General features: G+C 65.9%; 18 protein-coding genes. 6 read left to right on the forward strand and 12 right to left on the reverse strand.

The features are described 5' to 3' along the window. Window positions 1-27: 27 nt before the first annotated feature. The 8 genes from MU553_RS13485 to MU553_RS13520 form a co-directional block, all read right to left on the reverse strand. Entirely contained in the window at window positions 28-1665 is a 1638-nt protein-coding gene (locus MU553_RS13485) for a hypothetical protein (RefSeq protein WP_247378525.1), read from the reverse strand. A gap of 3 nt (window positions 1666-1668) precedes the next feature. After that, on the reverse strand, window positions 1669-2475 hold the full coding sequence (locus tag MU553_RS13490; RefSeq protein WP_247378526.1) for an ABC transporter ATP-binding protein: 807 nt from the start codon (window positions 2473-2475) through the stop codon (window positions 1669-1671). A 49-nt stretch (window positions 2476-2524) separates the two neighbouring features. Then, entirely contained in the window at window positions 2525-3556 is a 1032-nt protein-coding gene (locus MU553_RS13495; RefSeq protein WP_247378527.1) for a DNA replication complex subunit Gins51, read from the reverse strand. Between the two features lie 13 nt (window positions 3557-3569). Next, window positions 3570-4748: a DNA primase small subunit PriS gene (gene priS / locus MU553_RS13500; protein ID WP_247378528.1), complete on the reverse strand. Its 1179-nt coding sequence runs from the start codon at window positions 4746-4748 to the stop codon at window positions 3570-3572. A gap of 106 nt (window positions 4749-4854) precedes the next feature. Beyond that, window positions 4855-5544, reverse strand: a complete 690-nt coding sequence (locus MU553_RS13505; RefSeq protein ID WP_247378529.1) for a TorD/DmsD family molecular chaperone — start codon at window positions 5542-5544, stop codon at window positions 4855-4857. A 6-nt stretch (window positions 5545-5550) separates the two neighbouring features. Then, the gene (locus MU553_RS13510; RefSeq protein WP_247378530.1) at window positions 5551-8817 is read right to left on the reverse strand and encodes a molybdopterin-dependent oxidoreductase; all 3267 of its coding nucleotides are present in this window, start codon (window positions 8815-8817) and stop codon (window positions 5551-5553) included. Further along, window positions 8814-10088, reverse strand: a complete 1275-nt coding sequence (gene nrfD, locus MU553_RS13515; RefSeq protein ID WP_247378531.1) for an NrfD/PsrC family molybdoenzyme membrane anchor subunit — start codon at window positions 10086-10088, stop codon at window positions 8814-8816. The genes MU553_RS13510 and nrfD overlap by 4 nt, the downstream gene beginning before the upstream one ends. A 5-nt stretch (window positions 10089-10093) precedes the next feature. Next, window positions 10094-11128, reverse strand: a complete 1035-nt coding sequence (locus MU553_RS13520) for a 4Fe-4S dicluster domain-containing protein (RefSeq protein WP_247378532.1) — start codon at window positions 11126-11128, stop codon at window positions 10094-10096. Between the two features lie 305 nt (window positions 11129-11433). Between MU553_RS13520 and MU553_RS13525 the strand changes: the two genes are divergently transcribed. After that, entirely contained in the window at window positions 11434-13314 is a 1881-nt protein-coding gene (locus tag MU553_RS13525; protein ID WP_247378533.1) for a bacterio-opsin activator domain-containing protein, read from the forward strand. A gap of 98 nt (window positions 13315-13412) precedes the next feature. Here the strand turns inward: MU553_RS13525 and MU553_RS13530 are convergent, their stop codons facing one another. Both MU553_RS13530 and MU553_RS13535 read right to left on the reverse strand, forming a co-directional pair. After that, window positions 13413-13943, reverse strand: a complete 531-nt coding sequence (locus tag MU553_RS13530; RefSeq protein ID WP_247378534.1) for a DoxX family membrane protein — start codon at window positions 13941-13943, stop codon at window positions 13413-13415. A gap of 163 nt (window positions 13944-14106) precedes the next feature. Further along, a complete protein-coding gene (locus MU553_RS13535; protein WP_247378535.1) occupies window positions 14107-14730 on the reverse strand; it encodes a universal stress protein in 624 nt (207 codons plus the stop codon). 147 nt (window positions 14731-14877) lie between these two features. Between MU553_RS13535 and MU553_RS13540 the strand changes: the two genes are divergently transcribed. Then, window positions 14878-16524 carry a potassium channel family protein gene (locus MU553_RS13540; RefSeq protein WP_247378536.1) on the forward strand — a complete coding sequence of 549 codons (1647 nt, stop codon included), beginning with the start codon at window positions 14878-14880 and terminating at the stop codon, window positions 16522-16524. Window positions 16525-16539: 15 nt separating this feature from the next. Here MU553_RS13540 and MU553_RS13545 read toward each other — a convergent pair whose 3' ends face one another. Beyond that, window positions 16540-16977, reverse strand: coding sequence for a universal stress protein (locus MU553_RS13545; protein ID WP_247378537.1), 438 nt, complete (start codon window positions 16975-16977; stop codon window positions 16540-16542). 67 nt (window positions 16978-17044) lie between these two features. Beyond that, window positions 17045-17533: a GNAT family N-acetyltransferase gene (locus tag MU553_RS13550; RefSeq protein ID WP_247378538.1), complete on the reverse strand. Its 489-nt coding sequence runs from the start codon at window positions 17531-17533 to the stop codon at window positions 17045-17047. A 126-nt stretch (window positions 17534-17659) separates the two neighbouring features. Between MU553_RS13550 and MU553_RS13555 the strand changes: the two genes are divergently transcribed. The 4 genes from MU553_RS13555 (at window position 17660) to MU553_RS13570 (ending at window position 22448) form a co-directional block, all read left to right on the forward strand. Then, window positions 17660-18409 carry a DUF502 domain-containing protein gene (locus tag MU553_RS13555; protein ID WP_247378539.1) on the forward strand — a complete coding sequence of 250 codons (750 nt, stop codon included), beginning with the start codon at window positions 17660-17662 and terminating at the stop codon, window positions 18407-18409. Then, window positions 18406-18816: an archease gene (locus MU553_RS13560; protein ID WP_247378540.1), complete on the forward strand. Its 411-nt coding sequence runs from the start codon at window positions 18406-18408 to the stop codon at window positions 18814-18816. The genes MU553_RS13555 and MU553_RS13560 overlap by 4 nt, the downstream gene beginning before the upstream one ends. Window positions 18817-18887: 71 nt before the next feature. Next, window positions 18888-20351, forward strand: a complete 1464-nt coding sequence (locus MU553_RS13565; RefSeq protein ID WP_247378541.1) for an RtcB family protein — start codon at window positions 18888-18890, stop codon at window positions 20349-20351. Window positions 20352-20507: 156 nt separating this feature from the next. After that, window positions 20508-22448 (forward strand): PAS domain S-box protein, encoded by a 1941-nt coding sequence (locus MU553_RS13570; protein WP_247378542.1) that lies wholly within the window; start codon window positions 20508-20510, stop codon window positions 22446-22448. Window positions 22449-22484: the final 36 nt, after the last annotated feature.

Raw genomic sequence — 22484 nt, forward strand, 5'->3', positions numbered from 1 at the left:
CCCCAATCAACGTACCGCGGCCGGCGGTCACTCGTAGGTGAACGTGTTCACGCGCCTGACCGCGTAGCGATAGCAGATCCCCCCGATCAGCGTGGCGCTCACCGCCCAGAACGCGAGCCCGCCGAGTTGCGCGAGCAGTTCGGTCGTCCCCGTCAACGGTGGTCGGTCGTACACGTCGGGGACGAACACAGCTGCGAACCCGAGCGCAGCGAAGACGACGGTCAGAAACGAGTGCCCGAGCAGTGCGACGGTCGTCGGCGTCGGGGCCTCGACGCCGCCGAACGCCCGGACGTTCTCGAACCGCGGCGCAGCGGCACCGAGTGCCAGCGCCAGGGTGCAGCTGAGCCAGGTCAGCGCGACGGCGATCGCTGCGACGAACAGCACGTCGATGCCCTGGAGTCGACTGAACGCGCCGAAACCAACGATCAGCAGGAGCGTGACCGGGAGCCAGGCCAGCGTTCCAGCAAGGATGCGCGCCCGAACGATCGCGCGTCCCGGCGACGGCGTCGTGACGATGGCCGGGAGCATCGACCCTTCGATGCCGAGCGGGTTCAGTCCGAACGAGCCGCCGGCCAGGAACGCGCCGATGACGGCGACGAACATCGGCAGCACGGGCGACCGCGGGTGTTCGACTGTCAACTGCAACACCGGAAAACCCATGAACAGGAAATACAGCATGTGGACGAACTGCGAGGGGGCTCGAAGCCCCCGCAGCCACTGCCACCAGACCAGTCGCGTGGTTCGCCGAGCGTCGAGCACTGCCGGCGCGCCCGACCGATCGAACCTCGTCGACTCGTCCCCCTCGTCGGACTGATTCGTTGCCGGTGCGTCTCCGAACCAGACGACAGGTGCGAGTCGCCAGGTCGCCCCCAGCAAGACCGGCGTTGCCCCCAGGATGAGCACTGCGGCGACGAGGGATTCGACGCCGACCGACACGGAAAACGGCGCAGTGACGAGCAACAGGTCGGCGTACGGGCCGACCGGCACCGCGCTCAGGGGAGCCAGCAGAGAGAGCAGTCGGGACGGGTCCTCGGGCACGTAGAAGTTGATACCGAAGACGATGCCGACCATGACGATCAGCCCCAGGCCACGCTTGGACACGTCGCCCCTGCCGAGTCGTCGAAAGCCGAGTCTGGCGACGTACGCCACCGCGAATCCGCCTGTGAGCGCGGCCGCCAGGATCGGCACCATGCCGACCGCCACGACGGGAACGAGACCCAGCGCCTCCGCCCCGACGGCGAAGGCAGTGACGAACAGGAGCAGCGGCGTCAGGACGACGGCCAGGACGCGCACGTACTCGGCGAGGAACAGGCCCGTGACGACGGCCCGCGGCCGCACCGTCGTCAACAGCAAGTCCGCGTGATCGACGTCTCCGGCGCGTTCGAGCATCCGCAGCCCGAACAGGAGCGTCATCGACCCGAGCCAGGCCGTCACCTGGGCGCGGGCGTAGGTGACGACCGGGAGGGCCGTTCCGTCGGCGAACCGCACACCGGCCGCGTAGCTCCCGGTGAGCATAACGTAGCCTGCCGGTGTGAACGCCAGCAGCATGAGCGTGAGTCCGAGCAGTTGCCGACGACTGGCCAGAATCGATCGGACCGACCGACGGACCTCGACCTCGGCGATTCGGACGGCGTGCCGAACGTCGGTCCCGAGCCCTCCGGCCATCCGTCAGCCCTCCGATTCGGCCGACTTTCCGTGCCAGGCGTGGTCTTCGGTGACCGACAGGAAGACGTCTTCGAGCGTTCGTTCCGTGGGGTCGGAAGCCGAATCGCTTCCGGTCAGGCCGGCTTCCGCACTGGCCTCGGCGCGGCGTTTGAGGTCCGCTGGCGCGCCCTCCGCGACGAGACGCCCGTTCGCGAGCATCCCCACCGTGTCCGCCAGTTCCTCGACGACCGGGAGGATGTGCGTCGAGAGAAAGACCGTCCGACCCTCGTCGGCGAGGTCGGCGACGAGGTCACGAACCGTCCGAGCAGCCCGCGGGTCCAGCCCGCTCGTCGGCTCGTCGAGAAAGATCACGTCCGGGTCCTGCAGGACGGTCCCCGCCAGCGCCGCCTTCTGCCGCATCCCCTTCGAGTACGTCCTGATGGGGTCGTTCGCGGCGTCGGCCAGGCCGAAGCGTTCCAGCAGCGGGTCGATGCGGTCTCGCTGGGCGGCGTCGAGGTCTCGAAGGTCCGCGAGGTAGGTGAGCTGTTCGCGAGCGGTCAGTTCGTCGTAGACGGGCGGCGTTTCGGGGAGGTAGCCGACGTGTTCGACGACCGCGTCGCGATCGGTCACGTGCTCGCCCATCACCCAGGCGTCGCCGCCGCTGGGCGTGGTGAGCGTGGTCAGAATCCGCATCGTGGTCGTCTTGCCCGCGCCGTTGGGGCCGAGGAAGCCGTAGACCTCGCCCCGCGGAATCGAGACGTCGAGCCCCGCCAGAGCGGTCGTGTCTCCGTAGGACTTCGTCAGCGAGTCGGTCTCGATGGCAGCGGGCATTTGCTCCCGACAACCGCGGCCAGCAGTATCAATCAATTGTTCCCGGGCGTTATTCGAGTCGCTCGGCGGCGTCGCGCTCGACCAGCGGTTCGGCGTTCGTCGCCGGCAGCGTCACGACGTCCTCCGACGACAGGTCGTACTCGCGCTCGTCGACGCCGAATATCTCGCCGACGTCTCGCGTGATGCGGACAGTCGTCCGATCGATCGTGGGTGCCCCGCCGTCCGACCGACGCTCGGCGTCCGGTTCGTCGGCACTCGAATCCGTCTGTGCCGGTGTGCCGGCCGCTGTCCCGCTCTCGTCCGCGTCATTGGCGCGGACCTCCGGCTCGGTGGGCTGTCCCGGCGGCTCGTCTGGCGGGACCTGCGACGGCGCCTCGGCCGTCGACTCCGACTGGCCAGCGTCGGTCACAGCCTCAGCCTCAGCCTCGGCCTCGGGCGTCGGGCGGTCACCCCCCGCGTCCGATCCCGGAGCGTCGGCTGCCGTCGGCGACCGCTGGTCACTGCCCCGTGGTTCTGACGGGGAGTCTGAGGCCGGTGTCGACGGGTCGGCCTCAGTCGCTGCCGGCGAAGCGTCGGTCCCGCTCATCAGATCTGCGGCGTCGACCCCGTCGGACGGCGCAGACTCGCCAGCGTCCGGCGTCGGGTCGGTCCCGATCGCGTCCATCGGGTCGACGTCCGTCTGGGACTCGGCGTCCTCACCGTCGAGGATCGCGAACACCTGGTTGCGGTTCTGTTCGATCGCGGCGACGAGCTGATCGAACAGCTCTCGCTCTTCGGCGGTGAGTCCCTCGTCTTCCGTGGGCATGTCCGCGGCGGCGAAGGAGGCCATCTTGACGAGTTTGCCGACGCGGCGCTCGTAGATCGCCTCGACCGTCTGCTCGGCCGTTTTGATGTCGTCGGTGAGGCGGTTGACCTCGGGCGCGTCGAACGGATCGTCTGCGCGCGCGGCGGCCTGTTCCCGCTCGTCGCGCAGTTGCTGGACGAACTCGCCCGCGTCCGCGTAGAAGGTGTCGCGCAGCTGCTGGAGGCTGTCGCTCTGGCGCTCGCGGTCTCGAATCGATTGCAGCTCGTCCAGGTTCATGCGGTTCTCCGTGTCACTCTTGTCCCTTCTCGGCGCGGCCCCGTGCCATCAGGAACACGCCCACGTGCTCTGGGACGGTATGCTCTCCCTCCGGAAGTGTAAAACTATCGCCCCCGAGCTCGACGTCCCCGCCCTCCGTCACTTCCACCGTGATGTCGTGGTTCTGGAACGTCTCAGGGACGGCGTCGGTCAGGGGATCGAACGCTGACAGCGCGTCGCGGTCGATGCGGCGAACCGCCAGGCCGCTCCCGCCGTGGATGGTGCCGGGCATCCGGATCAGACGATTGGTGTCCGTCGACACCGGTTCGTCGATGGGGGCGCTGTCCTCGGCGATGACGTCGGACAGGTACCGCTCGGCGAAACTCTTGACGACCGGATGCGCAGAGAGGTTTCCGCGTTCGATCTCGACGAACCGATTGCGCGCGATGTTCCAGGCGGCGCGCGCTTTCTTCTCGCCGACGCCGTCGTACTGCTGGAGTTGCTCGACTGCGTCAGATTCCTCGAGGTCGCGGATCTCCTCGAACTCGGCGAGCAGCCGCTCGTGTATCCGCGCTCCCCAGCCGCCGTCGGTCGGGAGATACTCGTTGTGTGCGGGACTCTTCCGGCCGACCTCGCCGCCGACCGCTTCTTCGTCGACGAGCGCGTCGAACTCCAGGCCGATCCCGCGGACGTAGTCGACGATCTCGCGTCGCGCGTCGCGTTCGAGGTGCTGGATCCCGGCGTCGCGGACGTGGACGTGATACCCGCGACCGCCCGAGAAGACGATTGTCATGTCGTCGAAGCCGAAATCCCGTTCGAGGAAGTCGAGCAGCCGACCCAGCGCGTCCTTGCATTTGGCCAACATCTCGCCGTAGGAGTCCTCGCCCAGCGTGACCGAGGGCAGGTGGTCGGCGTCGAGGTCGAAGACCAGATCCGAGGAGCGCCAGCCCTTCTCGCTCATGGAACTCGCGCCGGGCGCGTCGTAGCGGCCGGCCGAGAAGTAGACGTGGCGCGGGCGCTCGCGTTCGAGGAACGACGACAGGTCGCCCAGGTCGAGCAGTGACTTGTGTCGGACCATCGTCGTCCCCGGACTCTGCGTCCAGGGGATGTACCCCCATTCGCGCTCGTTGGCGTCCGGCGGCGGGGTCAGCTCCGTTCGGCGATAGTAGTCACCGAACCGCCCGCGAAGATACGCCCGTGTTCGCTCCTCCATGCTACCACTGGGATGGCAACCCCCAGACAATAGCACTTGCGTTCCTGTTCGGTGAGTCGATACGTAAGTTTCGCGAGATGCGAGCGAGGAAACCGGGCGCCGCCGTTCAGCAGTCGAATTCGACGCCGTCTCGCGCGTCCCACGCGCAGAACACGCGGGTGAACCGGACGAGGGCGGCGAACACGCCTTCGACCGTATCGCGGTCGCCGACCGCCTCGTCGAGGTCGTCCAGCCACCCGAGCTGAGTCAGCGCGTTCCGCTGGAGATCGCGGAGCGCCGCGACCTCCTCGTCGTGGTCGTCGCCGTCTGCCCGCAGGTGGGCTTCCTGAGTCACGAGTGCGTACATGAACTCGAGTTCGGCGGCGAGGTGATCGGGAATCCCCTCGCCGCGCTCCGGGTGGAAGTCGACCCGCGCGTACAGCTCGGCGATCTCCGCGGCGGGGTCGCCGAGGAGTTCTCCGGCAGCGCCCTCCTCGTGGTACGGGGAGTCCGACTCGAACTGCTCGCTCGGGTCGGAACGGTGTGCGGACGCGAACGGCGGGACGAAGTTCGGCCCGGGCACCTCGAACAGGTTGTCGTAGCCGTACGCGAGCGCCTCGGTGTCGACCGTCGCTGCCGTCAGCGCGTCGGTGTCTATCTCCGTCGGCAAGGTGTCCGCCAGGCGGGCGAACACGTCGTCCTCCATGGCCTTCGCTAAAACCGCCACGTCCCCGTCGAACGCCGCCGACAGCAGGTCGTAGACGTGGGCGCGGGCCTGGAGCAGTGCGACCGGCTCGACGGTGGATGCGTTTGCCATCATGGATCACGTCCGTTTCTGGATGTCGACGTAAGCGTCGTACTGGGCGTTGCTGCCACCGATGGGGTCGCTCAAGCCGGTGTCACCAAGTTCGCTGTCGAGCGGCTGGACGTGGTTGATGGCGAAGCCGGCGTCGCGGCTGCCGGCGAGGCCCGCTTCGTCCTCCATCGGCGTGTCGAACTCGTAAGGCGTGTGCCCGTCGGCTTCGACGGCCGACTTGGTCTCGCCGTCGACGGAGTAGTCGGTCGCGCCGTCGCCGGAGCGGCCCCAGCCCCACATCGCGCCGACGACGCCGGGCCGGATACCGTCGGTCACCATCGCGGTCGCTTCGACGGTTTTGCGGCCGGCGTCGATGGTGATGTCGTCGCCGTTCTCGATGCCGCGCTCGTCGGCGTCCGCGGAGTTGATCCAGACCGGGTTCTCCGGCCGCGTCTCGCGCAGCCACGGGGAGTTCGTCGTCCGGTGCATTCCCTGGGTTCGGGGCTTCCAGTTGATGAGTTTGAGCGGCCGGTCGGGCGACCCGTCGCTGACGATCGGAACCTGCACGTCGCCGTTGTAGTGGACCACGTCCTCGACCTTCGGCAGCGGGTCGAACCGCTCGCCCGTGTAGGAGTGTTTGCCGTTCGGGACGACCTCGCTGTAGAAGTCGGTGCGACCGCCGAACTTGTACTGCATGTGGTCGCCGTCGTAGGCGTTCGAGCGGTCGCCGTAGCGGTCGGCGTAGTCGTAGTCGTAGCCGTGCTCTTCGAAGGCCGACTCGTAGTCGTCGACCGGCTCCTCGAAGCGTCCGCCGCGATTGAGCACCGTCACGACGCGGCGCCACTCGTCGTTCCGGACGGCCTGCTTCCAGCGGCCGAGGTCGAAGTGGTTGCCCAGCCCCTTCTCGTGGGCCTGCTTGAACACCGCCAGCTCTTCGTCGTCGGCCGGCTGGACCGGATCACGGGCGTAGGCGATGTTCGCCACGAGCTTGAGGTAGAAGTCCTCGGCCTGGTGGAGCGGCCAGGAGTTGCCCTGGTTGTCGACGATGGCGTTCTCGCCGACGCCGGGCAGGTCCATCTCCTTCCACATGTCGATGAGGACGTCCTCGAACGGTCTGGCGTTCGGGACCACTTTCACCGCGGGCTGGCTGATCTTCTCGTCGGCCAGCCGCTTGTTCGGGTAGGTCCCGAAGTTCTCCCATCGTTCGAGGTAGGTGGGTTCGGGCAGGACGTAGTCGGCGTGCTCGCTCGTCTCCCCGAGGACGGTGTCGGAAGCGACGATCAGCGGAATGGTGTCCGTGTCGTCGAGGATGGGCGGGATCTGGTCGCCGCCGGCGACGGCCATCACGTGGTTGTTCGAGTACGGACGGATGAACAGCGCGTTCACGCCGTAGGGATACTCGTCGGCGGCGCTACCGTACAGTTCCTGAGTTGCCTGGGGCGGTGCGACGGGGAACCACGGCCGCTTGGCGGGATAGCCGTCGTCGCGCTCGAACAGCGACGTGTCCTCGTAGTTGACGCCGCCGCGGAGCAGCGGGATGCCCCACGGACTGTAGCCGTCGGGGACGTTCCCGAGGTTGTACCGGCCGCTCATCGAATCGTAGCCCGCGTAGGGCGTGATCTGGCCGCCCTTCCAGTCGTAGTTCCCGATGAGGTGCTGGAGCGTCGCGATCGCGCGCTGGTTGTGGAACCCGTTCGCGTGTTTCGCGGGGCCGCGGTAGGCCATGATGGCCGCCCGCTTGCCGTGGCTGGTGAACTCGTCTGCGACGTCCGCGATGTCCTCGGGATCGAGGCCGGCCATGTCGGCGTACTCTTCGAGGGTGTGCTCGAAGACGCGCTCGCGGTAGAGCGACCACACCGAGCGGACCCGCGTACCGTCGACCGTCATGTCGACGTTGAGAGTACCGGCGCTCGCCTCGCTGGCCGGCGTCAGTTGCCCGGTCGTCGCGTCCACGACGACGAAGCCGTCGCCCGACAGCCCGAGGTCGCCGGCGCGGGCCTTGGGCTGTTTCTCCTCGTCGACGAGCACGAGGTGCGTGGCGTCGTTCCACGTCGGTTCGTCGTCGGTTTCGGCGGCGGACTGGCTCGGGTTAGTGAGGTACTCGCGGTCGTACCGTTCGTGCTCGATGATCCAGCGGGCCATCCCGAGCGCGAGCGCGGCGTCCGAGCCGGGATCGACCGGGACCCACTTCTCGGCCTTCTCGGCGGTCTTCGAGAGGCGCGGGTCGACGACGTCCATCCGCATGCCGTCCTGGATCGCGTTGGTGAGTTTCGGCGCGAGCCAGGTCGGCCCCTTGTTGGCGACCATCGGGTTGGTCCCCCAGACGAGGAGGTACTTGCAGTTCTCGACGTCGGGGTACTGGCGTTTCTTCGGGCCGCCCGCGTACGAGCGGACGTTCCCCATCACGCTGGAGAACCCGCAGGTGCCGGCGTGGTGGAAGCTGTTGACCGAACCCAGTCCCTGCTTCCAGAGGCGCGTCCTGATGAAGTTCCGCCGGAACCCGCCCACGTCGACGACCTGGTTCGCCTTCGGTCCCAGGTCTGGGTGATCCGTGTCGATGAGGACGTCGTCGTACTTGTCGTCGAAGGCGGCCTTCTCCATCTCCCCGTTCTGGACGGCCTCCCAGTCGCTCATCACCTGGTCCTGGGGCGCGTACCCCCACATGTTCTTGAGACCGGGGTGGCCGAGGTCGTCGGCGCCGTTGACGATCTCGTCGATGGCCTGCTCCCAGGAGACGGTCTTCCACTGGCCGCTCCCACGCGGGCCGGCCCGCTTGAGGGGCTTGCGGACGCGGTAGGAGTCGAAGGCGGTCTGAATGCCGGCCTGTCCTTTCAGGCACATCCGGCCGCCGGAGAGCGACCAGCGCGACGAGTCCACGTCGCCGGTCCCCTCCAGGTCGCCCGTCGCGACCTGTTCGGGATCGCTCCCGTATGGCACCTGCGCGAACGGCTGCGTGTTCAGGAACGAGTAGGGGTTCCCGGCGAGCTTGCGGACGAGCGAGCTGTACTGGGCGCTCTCGGTGCTCTCGTCGGCGATGCGCACCTTGATCGGACAGAACGTGTTGCACTGTCCGCAGGTGGTGTGGATCACGTCGCTGGCGTCGTACTCGCCGTAGTCGGTGCCGACGTAGTGCGGCTCGTCGCGCCAGAGCGCGTCCAGGCTGAGTTCGGACGCGGCACCGCCGGCGCTGGCGACGGCGGTGACGCCGCCGACGGCCTTGACGAACTCGCGGCGGGTCGCCGACGCCTCGTCGGACGCCTCGTCAGTCGCGCTGTCAACGTTGTCAGTACTCATTGGTGATCACCTGATTCGAGGGGAGTCAGCGGCAGCAGTTCTGCACCGAGCGTGTAGAGCAGCAGTCCGACGGCCATCATGCCGATGCTGGTGAGCCACTCCACGGCGCTCGGGAAGTACGATCCGTGCGGGAGCTGGTGCATCACGGGCAGGATCAGCGGCGGGACGACGATGTTGAACCGGACGCCGATGATCCCGAGAACGACGCTCAGTCCGGCCAGCACCATCAGCCAGGGCGTGCGCCGCCACTCGCTGCGGGACACGAGCACCAGCGGCACCACCCAGCCCAGGCCGACCATGATACCCCAGAACGACCACGCCATCGGGCCGAACAGCACCGTCAGCCAGGTCTCGACCTCCGTGGGGTGGAGGCTGTTCAGCGCGATGAGCGCGTCGATGGCCGTGAGCGCGAAGTCCGTCACGATGAACGCCGCCAGCAGCTTCGCCAGCCGCTCCAGCAGGTCCAGGTCGAGGTCCCGGTCGGTGAACAGCTTGGTCCGCAGGACGTACAGCGCCATGACGAGCGCCGTCCCGCTGACCACCGCGGAGATGATGAAGATCACCGGGAACAGCCCGCTGTTCCAGTAGGGACGGGCCTTCGAGACGGCGAACAACACGCCGGTCCCGCCGTGGACCATGAAGATGGCCAGCGGGATGCCGAGCATCCCGAACCGCTTGAGCCAGGTCTGGTCCCGGGCCGCGGACTCCTCGCTGGTGTCGAGCCGACCGAACGAGAGCAGCCGGGAGACCATCGCACGCAGGCCCGACCCGTTCTTGGCGACCCGCGCGAGGTCGATCCGCATCGAGAAGTACAGCTCCAGGCACAGGACCGTGATGTAGGCGACGTAGGCGTGGACCTCCCACATCAGCGGCGAGGTGAGCTGGCGCCAGGCGAACGGGTGCCACATCCGGTCCATCCGGCCGAGGTCGGTCCAGACGAACAGGAGCGCGACCACCATGCTGATGATCGCGGCGAACAGGGCGTCGCGGTCGACCTTGTGCATGCCGGTCATCTCGAAGACGTTCGCGAGCGTGCTCACGAGGAACGCGCCCGCCGAGAGGCCCACGAAGTAGATGTAGAAGGCCACCCACGCGCCCCACGGGGTGATGCTCGTGAGGTTGGTACTCTGCATGCCCTGTTTGATCCGCAGCCACATCGCGTACGCGCCGACCAGCAGCAGGACGGCGAGCAGGGCGTACCACGCGACCCGCAGGCGACTGTCGTTGAACCCGGGGTCGAACTCGAACCGTGATGATGATTCGGTTGCCATTGGGATCACTCCAGGTAGTACACGTTCGGATCGGTGCCTTCCTCCTCTTTGAGCTGCATCGCGCGCGAGGAGGACGCCATCTCTGCCACTTCGCTGTCCGGGTCGTTCAGGTCGCCCATGTTGCGGGCGTCGCCGACGCAGGTCTCGACGCAGGACGGCTCCTCGCCGCGATTGAGCCGGTGATGACAGAAGTTGCACTTCCGGACGTTGCCGACCGGCGACTTCTTGCGTTCGCGCTCGCCGCGGTCGACGCCGTACTCGGGACTCGTGACCTCGCCGGAGCCGTCGACCTCGTCGTCGTAGTTCTCGCCGAAGTCGAAGTACCGCGCGCCGTACGGGCACGAGATCATGCAGTATCGACAGCCGATACACCGGTCGTAGTCGATGTTCACGACGCCGTTTTCCATCTTGTACGTCGCGCTGACCGGACAGACCTGCACGCAGGGCGGGTTCTCACACTGCATGCAGGGACGGGGCAGGTTCGTCCGCTGGACGTTCGGGAACTCCCCGTGTTCTTCCTCCATGACGACGTTGTACGAGACGCCCGGCGGCGTCCGGTTTTCGGCCTTGCAGGCGACCGAACAGGAGTCACAGCCGACGCACTTCTGGAGGTCGATGACCATCCCCCAGCGGGGATCGTCGGCATCGCCGCTCTTCGAGGACGATGCCGACGCCTGCGTGTCGTCGAGCGCCTCGGCGACGGTACTCATCGAGCCGACCGAACAGGCGAGAGACTCTGCCGTCCCCTCGTCGATCGTCTGGTCCATCCCGTGGTCGACGGCCGGGTTCGGCGTGTCGCGGTAGTCGTCGCCGAACTCCTCGGCGGCGAGGCCGTCGTATCGTTTCCAGTACGCCTCGCTGGAGAGCTCGCCGCGCGAGACTGCCTTGGCGTCCTCGGCCATCGCGACGCCGAGCTCCGTCGAGAAGTCAGTCTCGTCGAGTTCCGCACGCGGGTCCGCGCGCTCGTCGTCGACCATGGAATCGAGTTGCGCACGGCCGGGGGTGTCCGGAACGCCCGGCATCGCATCCTGGCTACTCATCGCGACCACCTCGGGGTTCGTGACACGTGGCGTGCCGGTGACGGTCTCGACATCATACACCTAAACGTACAGACCCCTCACCGGAGAGGGTACTACCCATACTCTTTGGGCCGCGAATCCGCCGGGATTATCCCCCAGGGCCCGATGCCAATATAGTTTGGCCGCCGGAAATCGGACCGCTCGCACGGGACTCCCAATCTCTTGGAATCCGTGTTCAGGTTTTTAAAGGAGATCGACCAAGACAAGAACATGTTCCTCTCGTTTACACTCCACGACGCGGCGACACTCCAGGGAGGTGTCCCGCCGTGAACGGCGTGCTGGCCCTGTCCGTCTTGATACGGCTCGTCGGGGTCGGATACTCGGTCCTGTTGCTATCACGGAGTCGAGACCGGCGATTCCTGTTCCTGACGGCCATGCTCGCGCTGATGGCCACGCGGCAGTTGTGGACGGGCCTGACGGTGACGAGCACCGGGCTCTCGGAAGTGCCGGGACTCGTCGTCAGCGTCCTCGCGCTGTTGACAGTGTACTATCTCAGCCAGTTCATCGACGAGGAAGCGCGAATCAAATCGTCGCTCCGAGACGTTAACGAGCAGTTACGGAGCTTTCGGAAGGCCGTCGAGCACGCCGGCCACGCGATTTTCCTGACCGACCCGGACGGCACGATCACCTACGCCAATCCCGCGATCGAGCAGGTGACCGGTTACGAGCCCGACGAAGTGATCGGGGCGAATCCACGGCTCTGGAAGTCGGGCGAACACGACGAGGCGTTCTACGAGCGGATGTGGGGCGAGATCACCTCGGGCAACGTCTGGGACGGCGAGATCATCAACGAGCGGAAAAGCGGCGATCGGTGCTGGGTCGACATGACCATCGCGCCGATCACGGACGACCAGGGCGAGGTCGAGCGGTTCGTCGCCGTCGACACCGACGTGACCGAGCGAAAGGAACGGCAGTTGCGCATCGAAGAGCAGAACGAACAGCTCACGCTGTTGAACAACACGAACGAGATCCTCAGGGACGTCAACCAGCGGCTCGTCGAAGCCACGACGCGCGAGGAGATCGAAGCGGCGGTCTGTGAGTGTTTCGCGCGGCCGCCGTTCTCGTTCGCGTGGCTCAGTTCGGTCAACCTGGTCAACGGGAGCCTGGGCGTCCGGACGCAGGCGGGCGTCAGCTCCGCGGAGATCGAGTCGGTCGTCGAAGCGTTCAACGACGCCGACGGGATGACGCCGGTCGACCGCGCGAGTCACGACTCGACGGCGATCCTCGCGGCGGTCGACGAGACGGCCGACGGGTGGCACGAACGCTGTCGGCAGTGCGGGACGAACGCCGTCGCCGCGATCCCGCTCACCCACCGGGGCGTCACCTACGGCACGCTCGTCGTGCACGCCGCGGACCGCGACGCCTTCGCAGCCATCGAGGGCGAGGTCCTGGCCGAACTCGGCGAGACGATCGGTTACGCGCTCAACGCCGTCCAGAGCAAACGCGCGCTCGTCACCGACGACGTGACGGAACTGGAGTTCCGCGTCACCGAAACCGACGATCCGCTCGTTCGTCTGGCAGCCGCCCTGGACTGCGAACTCGAACTCAAGCGAATCACGACCGACGCCGGCGAGCAGGTGGAGTACTTCAGCGTCACCGGTGCCAGCGCGGCCGACGTGACGGCGTACGTCGAGACCGCCGAGCACGTGACAACTGCCCAGGTGATTCGCGACCACGACGACGGCTGTATCGTCCGCTTCGTCGTCGACGAGACGGCCGTCGTCTCGGCGGTCGCAGAGTACGGCACGGCTGTGCGCTCGTTTTCGGTCACCCCGGGCGAGGGACGACTCTGCGTCGACCTCCCGAGCGACGGCGAACCGCGGACGCTCCTCGACGCACTCCGGGACGGCCGTCCCGGCATCGAACTGGTCGCCAGACGTGAGCGCGAACAGCCACAGACCGCGAGCGACGACGAGGCGGGTCCGCTCCCCGATGGCCTCACCGACCGCCAGCAGGAGGCGTTGCGGACGGCACACGACGCGGGCTTTTTCGCCTGGCCCCGGGAGAGCAGCGGCGACGACGTCGCCGAGATGATGGACATCTCTCAGTCGACGTTCCTCCAGCACCTCCGGACCGCAGAGCGAAAAGTCTTCGACGGGTTGTTCGAGACGAACGACGCGACGACCGTGGGCGAACCAACGGTCTGAGTATCCGAGCCTCCGATCGGTCCGCTGACGGAGGCGCCGCTCTGCGGGTGTCGGTGACGGCGAGGAAGGGAATCACCGATGCTCGGTGTTCCGGGGTATCAGCCCAGGAACAGCCGGAGCTTCGGGAACCGCTCGACGAGGTCGGTCGCTTCGAGGTACGCGTCCACACCGAGGATCCGGCCGGCACCGAACGCGCCGAGGCCGAACAGCAACATCGCGTACACGATGTGGTCGTCGATGACGATGCCGTGTGCGAGCGGCAGGGCCGCCGCCCAGTAGAACACCATCATCACGGCGCCCCAGATGGCGGCCCACCGGACGAGTCCGCCGAGCAGCAGGCACAGCCCGACCAGCGTCAGGCCCCACGCGTTGAGCGGGTCGATCAGCCAGAGCCACTCGTTTGCCATGGTGGTCCACACGCTGACGAAGGGGTTCCCCTCTGGAATCCCGTGCAGCAGCATTCCAGCGGCGGACCACTCCGGATCGAGCACTTTCGTGATGCCTGCGTAGAAGAACGTCCAGCCCATGACGAGCCGGAGTCCCAGCAGCGCGTACCCGATCCAGTGCTCGGAGTACTCGAAGTTCGTTTCACGGCCTAACAGGTCGGCCTCTAATTTACGTGTGGACATGTTCGGTCACCTCTACACGTGTGACTTCGAGTGAAGACTATATAAATAAGCACGCACATTTCCACAATCCTGGAACCAAATCGAACTTAACGTGGAGAATTAGGCAACGCAATCCAGTATTGTGCAAAAATTCCAAAATGGCGAACGTCCACCGAGAGCCCGGTTAGTTCCGTTCGACGATGCTGGTCCGCTGGGTGACGGGGTCGAGGTAGACGACGAGCGAACCGTCTTCAGTGTCGGCGTCGATGACCCAGACGCTCACCTGATGATCGACGCCGGTGATCGTGGCGTCGTAGTTCTCGCCTTCGATGGCCTCCTGGGCCAGTTTCCGCGCGTGCTCGTCGTCCTCGACGGTGACGTCGTCCTCGGGGAGGCGGATCGTCATCACCGGGCAGTTAGCGTGGCGGACCAGACGCTCGGCGACGCTGCCGATGAGTTGGCGCTTGACGCCCGACCGGCCGTGGGTCCCGGCGACGATCGCGTCGGCGTCGATCTCGTCGGCGTACTCCAGGATCTGATCCGCCGGGTCGCCCTGGACGACGTCCGTCTCGGCGTCGACGCCGTGGATCTCCGCCATCGTCTCGACGCGTTCGACCGCCCGCTGGCCCTGCTGTTCGAGTTCCTCTGCCGTCTCCTGGATGTCCGAGAGCATCGACCCGACGTCCGTGTCGACGACGTTGAGGACGTGCAGGGTGCTGCCGTACTGCTCTGCGAGGTCGATCGCCTGCATCGCGACGTGTGCGGTACCAGTGCTGCCGTCGGTCGGAATCAGGATTCGCTCGTACATGGTCGGAGAGTGAAGTCGCTCATACAAAAAGGGGTTTATTCTCTCCCAACACGTGAGAATCAAAAAGCGACGCACGGGACGGACCCGCGCGATTCGAGTCGCGATGGAGACAGCGGGTTAAACTACGTGGCGGGTGCCAGGTGAGACATGCGCAGGCGGACACAGCGGACGGCGTTCTATCTCGGGCTGGTCGCGGTCACGACGGTGGTGTTCACGGCGCTGTACAACGTCGGAATGGCGACCTGGGAAGACCAGACGCAGCCGGTGTATCGGTCACTGGAAGTCGTGATGCAGACGTTCACGACCACCGGCTACGGCGAGGACGCACCCTGGCAGAGTCTCCAGATGAACGTCCTCGTCATCGTCATGCAGTTGGCTGGCATCGGACTGATTCTCACTGCGGTCGACGTGTTCGCCGTTCCCTGGCTCCGCCGGGCGCTGACGCCGCGCTTGCCACGAGCCGCGCCGGACGTCACCGATCACGTCATCATCTGCACCTCCACGGCGCGGACCGAGGCGTTCATCGCTGAACTGGACTCACGCAGCCAGGAGTACGTGCTCGTCGAACCGGACGAGGAGACGGCACACGACCTGCGCGACCAGGACCGCAACGTCGTGTACGGCGATCCCGAATCGACGACCGTCCTCGACAGCGCCGGCATCGGTCGGGCCAAAGCGGTCGTAGCGGACGCGGCCGACGACACGACCGCCAGCATCGTCCTCTCGGCGCGGGAGGCCAACCCGGACGTCCGGGTGGTGACGCTCGTCGAGGACGGATCGCTGGCGCAGTACCACAGCGTCGCCGGCGCGGACGACGTGCTCTCGCCGCGGCAACTCCTCGGTGAGAGTCTGGCGCGACAGATCCCCACGGCCGTGACGACGGCCGTCGAGGAAGGCATCGAAATCGGAGACGACTTCGAGTTGGCCGAGTTGAGCGTCCAGCGCGGGAGCGATCTCTGCGACGAGGAGTTCGCGGACGCGCGAATCCACGAACGCTACGGGGTGAACGTCATCGGCGCCTGGTTCGGCGGGACCTTCGAGAGTCCGGTCGACCGCACGGCCGAACTCGACGCGGAGACGACGCTGCTTGTCGCCGGCAAACCCGAACGGATCGAGGAACTTCGGGAGGCCACCGCCTCGACGGTTCGCCAGTTCTCCCCACAGCAAGTCGTCATCGCCGGCTACGGGGAGTCCGGGACGGCCGCGTACGACGCGCTCTCCGAGACGAACTCGCAGCTGACCGTCCTCGACAGGGAATCGAAATCGAACGTGGACGTGATCGGGGACGCACGCGAGCCGGACGTGCTCCGGGAGGCCGGGATCGAGCACGCATCAGCGCTGCTCGTGGCGCTCGGCGACGACACCGAATCGATCTTCGCGACGCTGATTGCACGCGACCTGAACCCGGACATCGAGATCGTCGTCCGCGCCAACGAGCAAGCGGACGTCGAGAAGCTGTACCGCGCCGGGGCCGACTACGTCCAGTCGCTGGCGACCATCAGCGGCCGCATGATGGCGTCGACGATCTTCGAGGACGAGGAGGTGCTCGCCTACGACAAACAGATAGAGGTGGTCCGCTTCGCCGCCGGTGCTCTGGCCGGCCGGACGCTCCAGGAAGCCGACGTCAGGGGACAGACCGGCTGTACCGTCGTCGCAGTCGAGCGCGAAGACGACGTGATCACCGAGTTCGATCCGGCGGCGTTCACGTTCGTGGAGGGCGACGGCGTCATCGTCGCCGGCACCGACGAGCACGTCAGTCGGTTCGAGGCGGAGTTCACGTCTGGCGCCCGATAAGTCGTGGGCGCGACCCTACGACTGGTCCTTCCCGGGAACCGTCAGCACGGGAATCTCGGCCGCGTGGTTGACTCTGTCGGTGACGCTGCCGACCAGAATCCGCTCGCGCTGACTCTTGCCGTGTGTGCCCATGACGATGAGGTCGGCGTCCGCCTCGTCGGCGTAGGCCAGGATCTCGTCGTCGGGGACGCCCTCTCGCACGGTCGTGACGACGTCGAGGTCGGCGTCGGCCACCGTCCGCTCGAGGGCGTTCGTCACCTTCTCGCCTTCGTCCCCGAGCGTCTGGCGGATCTCGTCGATCGCCAGTCCCGGCGCGGACTGCGCGACGCGCATGTCGACGACGTACAGCAGATGGACGGTCGCGTCGGCCTGTTTGGCCGCGGCGATCGCGTGTTCGAGCGCGCGGTCGGCGAGGTCGCTCCCGTCGGTGGGGACCAGGATGGTGTCGTACATACTCGACTGGACGAGCGACCGACCAAAAGGTGCTGTGTCTCTTCCCGACCAGTGGGAGCCGACCGCCTCAGCTCAGCAACCGCGACAGGCATTCGGTGATGCCGCTGCTGGCGCCGAGTTTGAGATAGTAGGCGTCGCCGCCGTCTTCGTAGTAGTTCTCGATGGTGCGCTTGACCTCGAAGCCGAGATGTCTGTAGAAGCCGATGGCCGGCTCGTTGGTCGTTCGGGCGTGACACGTCACCGAGGAGTGGTTGTCCGCGACCTGAGCGATGAGTTGCTCGCCGAACCCTTCGCCGCGGTGGTCGGGGCTGACGGCGAGAAAGAGGATGTAGCCGTCCCGACGGACCGCTGCGAAGCCGACGAGGCGCTCAGGGGCCTTCGGGCCGCTCTCGACGTAACAGTAGACCGTCGAGCGGCGATAGGCGTCTTTGAAGAAGCCGCGTCGCTGACGGAGGACGCCTTCCTCCCGTCTGATCTGCTCTTTGAGGCCCCACGCCTCGTCGACGTAGTCGTCAGCACCCGACTCGACGACGCGGCTCTCGATACTGGCGCTCACTACGGCTGACTAAGCAGATACGAGACTATAATTCCACCGGCGGCGGTAAGCAACCCACGAGAAACCGGGCGGTCTGCGGCGTCCACAATCCCTTTTCGCTCCCGACCCGTCCGCACAGTTATACCGATGCAGGGAGCCACTACCAAGTCGGGTTCGAACGGGGAGGCCCTCAAGGAACGAGCGCGGAGTGCGATGGTCACAGGGCTCGCCGTGACAGTCCCGCTCATCGTGACGCTGATCGTTCTCGGGTTCGCCGTCGACTTCGTCTCGGGGACGCTCAATCCCCTGGTGGCCGTGGTCGAATCGACCCTCAGCACGTCCGGCGTGCCCGAACTCGCCGTCAAAGGCGTCGTCCTCCTGGTGCTGCTGGTCGTCATCCTGGTCGTCGGACTCGTCGCTGACCGCCAACCACAGGAAGGGTCCATCGAGGACAACTTCGACCGCATGATGGCCGGTATCCCCGGCATCGGCTCCCTCTACACGAGTTTCAACGAGATGAGTCAGCTCCTGCTGGACAGCGACACGGACAGCTTTCAGGAGGTCAAACTCGTCGAGTTTCCCAGCGAGGGGTCCTACACCGTCGCCTTCCTGACGGCGGACACGCCGGAGACGATCGAAGACGCCACTGGCCACGACGAGATGGTGACCCTGTTCCTCCCGCTCGCCCCCAATCCCGTGATGGGCGGTCACGTCATCAGCGTCGACGAGGACCGCGTCACCGACGTCGACATGACGGTCAGCGAGGGGATTCGCGCCATCGTCACCAGCGGGGTCGCCATCGAAGACAACGGCGAGGAGGTGCCGGACGAACTCGCGAGCGCAACGAACAGGAAGAACACAGAGAAGGGGACCGGCGACGAATCCCCGACAGAATGAGCTTCGATCTGCGCGAGCACACTGCCGACGTCGCCGTCGAGGCGACGGGTTCCGACCTCGACGCCGTCTTCGCCGCCGTCGGCGACGGTCTGGCCGCCGCGATGTGTGACGACGTTCCCGACACCGGAGAGCGGTTCTCGCTGACCGTCACCGCCGAGAACCGGGAGGCGCTGCTGTTCGACTACCTCGACGACCTCATCTACGAACGCGACGTCCGGAGCGTCCTGCCCGTGGCAAACGACGCGACGGTGAGCCGGGACGGCGACGAATGGGTCTGTGAGGCGACTGCCCGGGGCGTTCCGCTGTCGGAAATCGTCGCCAGGGAGATCAAAGCGGTCACGTACTCCGAGATGGACCTCTCCGAGACCGAATCGGGGTGGCGGGCGTACGTCGTCTTCGACGTCTGATCGGCCGGAGACACGTCACCGGAGCGAATGCAGTCGAAATATATTCCGCCGTCCCTGTCGCAGGTCTAGCCATGACCACCTACGATGCCGACGGAATCACCCTCGAGAAGGTACGGGACTACGTCTGGGAGATTCCCCAGGAGGGCGGGATGCGCGCCCCGGCGCGCGTACTCGCCAGCGAAGCGCTCCTCGAAGAGATCGAGGAAGACAAGACCCTCCAGCAGCTGAAAAACTCCGCACACCTGCCCGGCGTCCGTAAGCACGCCATCTGCATGCCCGACGGCCACCAGGGCTACGGCTTCCCCGTCGGTGGGGTCGCCGGCATCGACGCCGAAGACGGCTGTATCTCGCCCGGAGCTGTCGGATATGATATAAATTGTGGCGTCCGGATGATGCGGACGAATCTGACGTACAGCGACCTCCAGGGCCGGGAAGAGGAACTGGTGAACAACCTCTTCGAAAACATTCCGTCAGGTCTCGGTGGCGGCGGCGTCGTCGAGACGGGGATGGACACCGTCGAGGAGATTCTGGAGCGCGGGATGAAGTGGGCGCTCGACGCAGGCTGGGCCGTCGAAGACGACCTGGCCCACTGCGAAGACGAGGGGTACCGACCGGAGGCGAACGCCGACAAGATCTCGAAGAAAGCCAAGGACCGCGGGAAAAACCAGGTCGGCAGTCTCGGCAGCGGCAACCACTTCCTGGAAGTCCAGCGGGTCACCGACGTCTACCGCGACGACGTGGCCGACGCGTTCGGCCTCGAGGAGGACCAGATCGTCGTTCTCATCCACTGCGGCTCGCGCGGCCTGGGACACCAGGTCTGTACGGATTACCTCCGGGACATCGAGCAGGCTCACCAGGGCCTGCTGAACCAGCTCCCGGACAAGGAACTGGCCGCGGCTCCCGCCGGCTCACAGCTCGCCGAGGACTACTACGAGGCGATGTGCGCGGCGATCAACTTCGCGTGGGTCAACCGCCAGCTCATCATGCACCGAACCCGCCAGGTGTTCGAGCGCGTCTTCGACCGCTCCTGGGAGGAGATGGACATGCACCTCCTGTACGACGTGGCCCACAACATCGCGAAAAAGGAGGTTCATACCGTCGAAAACGGCGAGGAACGCGAACTGTTCGTCCACCGGAAGGGCGCGACGCGAGCGTTCCCGGCCGGCCGCGAGGAGGTCCCAGAAGCGTACAACGACGTGGGTCAGCCCATCATCATCCCGGGCAGCATGGGGGCTGGGAGCTACGTCCTTCGGGGCGGCGAGAACTCCCTGTCGGAGACGTTCGGCTCGACCGCTCACGGCGCGGGACGGCTCATGTCCCGAACGCAGGCGAAAAACGAGTTCTGGGGCGAGGACGTCCGCGACGAATTGCGCGCGCAGAACCAGATCTACGTCAAGGCCAACTCCGGCGCGACCGTCGCCGAGGAAGCGCCCGGCGTCTACAAGGACGTCGACGAGGTCGTCCGCGTCTCGGACGCGCTCGGTATCGGGGACAAGGTCGCTCGTACCTATCCGGTCTGTAACATCAAAGGCTAAATCAGACCGGCAGACCGTCCCGCAAATACTCGCGCCCTTTCGAGGACCTCACCAGTAGGTAACAGATAGATATATCAACGGGATCACTCTATCGAGGAGTAGCATGATCACGTTCAGTTCTGACAAGAACCGCGTTGAGGAACGTGATCAATCGGCATGAAATCGCATCAGACGGACACTCTCAAGAACTGGGAGACAGTCGTCACGGCGTCGCCCGATGCGATAGTCGTCGTCGATCGGTCGCTGACCGTGACACACTGGAACCCTGCTGCCGAAGAGATCTTCGGCTGGACGGCCGAGGAAGCGCTCGGTGAGCCCAACCCCGCCGTCCCGGAAGTGAAGCGGGACGCGTACGAATCGACGATCAAGGACGTACTCGGAGGGAACGAGGTCACGGGACGCGAAACGAAACGCCAGCGGAAAGACGACAGCCTGGTCGACGTCAGTATCTCTACTGCACCCGTCACTGGGCCCGACGGCGAGATCGTCGCCGCGATGGCAGTGGGAAAAGACATCTCCGAGCGCAAATCCCACGAGCGGCGGATGGAAGCGCTACAGTACGCCATCCGAGCGTTGATGACGAGTACGACTGACACGGAGATCGCCGAGCAGGTCGTGACGACCGGCGAGCAGATACTCGGCATGTCGCGAGTCGGCGTGCACTTATACGAGGCCAGTTCGCAGGCGCTCGTTCCAGTCGCCTGGAGCGGTGACATCGAGACCGACATCGGCGAACCGCCGACGCTAGGCTCCGATAGCCTCGCCTGGGACGTGTTTACTGACGACACCACACAAGAGTTCAGCGATTTGTGGGCCACCTCGGACCGCTACAATTCTGACACGCCGTTCCGGAGTGAGCTCATCGTTCCGCTGGATGGCCACGGGGTCGTCCTCGTCTCCTCGACCGAACCCGACGACTTCACCGATCGGGATCGGCTCTTGGTCGACGCCCTGTGTGCGAACGCGACGGCGGCGCTCGACCGCGTCCAGCGCGAGCGTGACCTCCGTGGATACAAAGAGGCGGTCGAGCACGCCGGTCACTCCATCGTCATCACCGACACTGACGGTCGAATCGAGTACGTCAATCCGGCGTTCGAGGAGATAACCGGCTACACCGAGACCGAGGCACTGGGAACTAATCCCCGGATTCTCAAGTCCGGAGAGCACGACGAGTCGTTCTACGAGCAGTTGTGGACGACGATCAAGAACGGCGAGATCTGGCACGCCGAGATCGTCAACGAGCGGAAAGACGGCGAGCAGTTCGTCGTCGACCAGACGATCGCGCCGATCTTCGACGAGGGCGGCGAGATCGAGCGATTCGTCGCGATCAACAGCGACGTTACCGAGCAAAAGGAGTTGGAACGGCGACTCAAAACGCAGCGGGACAATCTCGAAGTCCTCAACCAGGTGGTGCGCCACGACATCCGCAACGACCTACAGTTAGTGCTCTCGTACGTGGAACTGCTGCGGGACCTCGTCGACGACGAAGGACGGTCGCACGTCGAGACGGCGCTCGAGAGCGCACGCAACGCAGTCGGCCTGACGAAGACGGCGCGCGACCTCGCCGAGGTGATGCTCCAGGCCGAGACCGAACCCTCGCCGGTTCCGTTGCGTCCGGCGCTCGAATCCCAACTCGAGACGATCCGGTCGACGTACGACGACGTGGCGATCACCGTCGCAGACCCGATTCCAGCCGTGCGCGTCCGGGCAACGGAGATGCTCGACTCCGTGTTCCGAAACATCCTGAAAAACGCCGTCCAGCACAACGACGCTCCCACTGCCGAGATTTCCGTGCGTGTGACAGCGGACGACGACACCGTCGTCGTCCGCATCGCCGACAACGGTCCGGGCGTCCCCGACGACCGGAAAACAGAGATCTTCGGGAAGGGGAAGAAAGGATTGGAGAGCGATGGGACCGGCATCGGCCTCTATCTCGTTCACACGCTCGTCGATACCTACGGTGGGGACGTGTGGGTCGAAGACCGCACGACCCAGGAGTGCGAAACCAACCAGTCAGCGACTGCCAGCAACGCCCAGTCGAGCGACGGACCTCCCGAAGGTGCGGTGTTCGCAGTGAAGTTACAGCGAGCAGAGTGAACGATACGTGTCATCTAACCGACAGCCCCCAATGGG

It is taken from the genome of Halorientalis brevis (genome assembly GCF_023077655.1).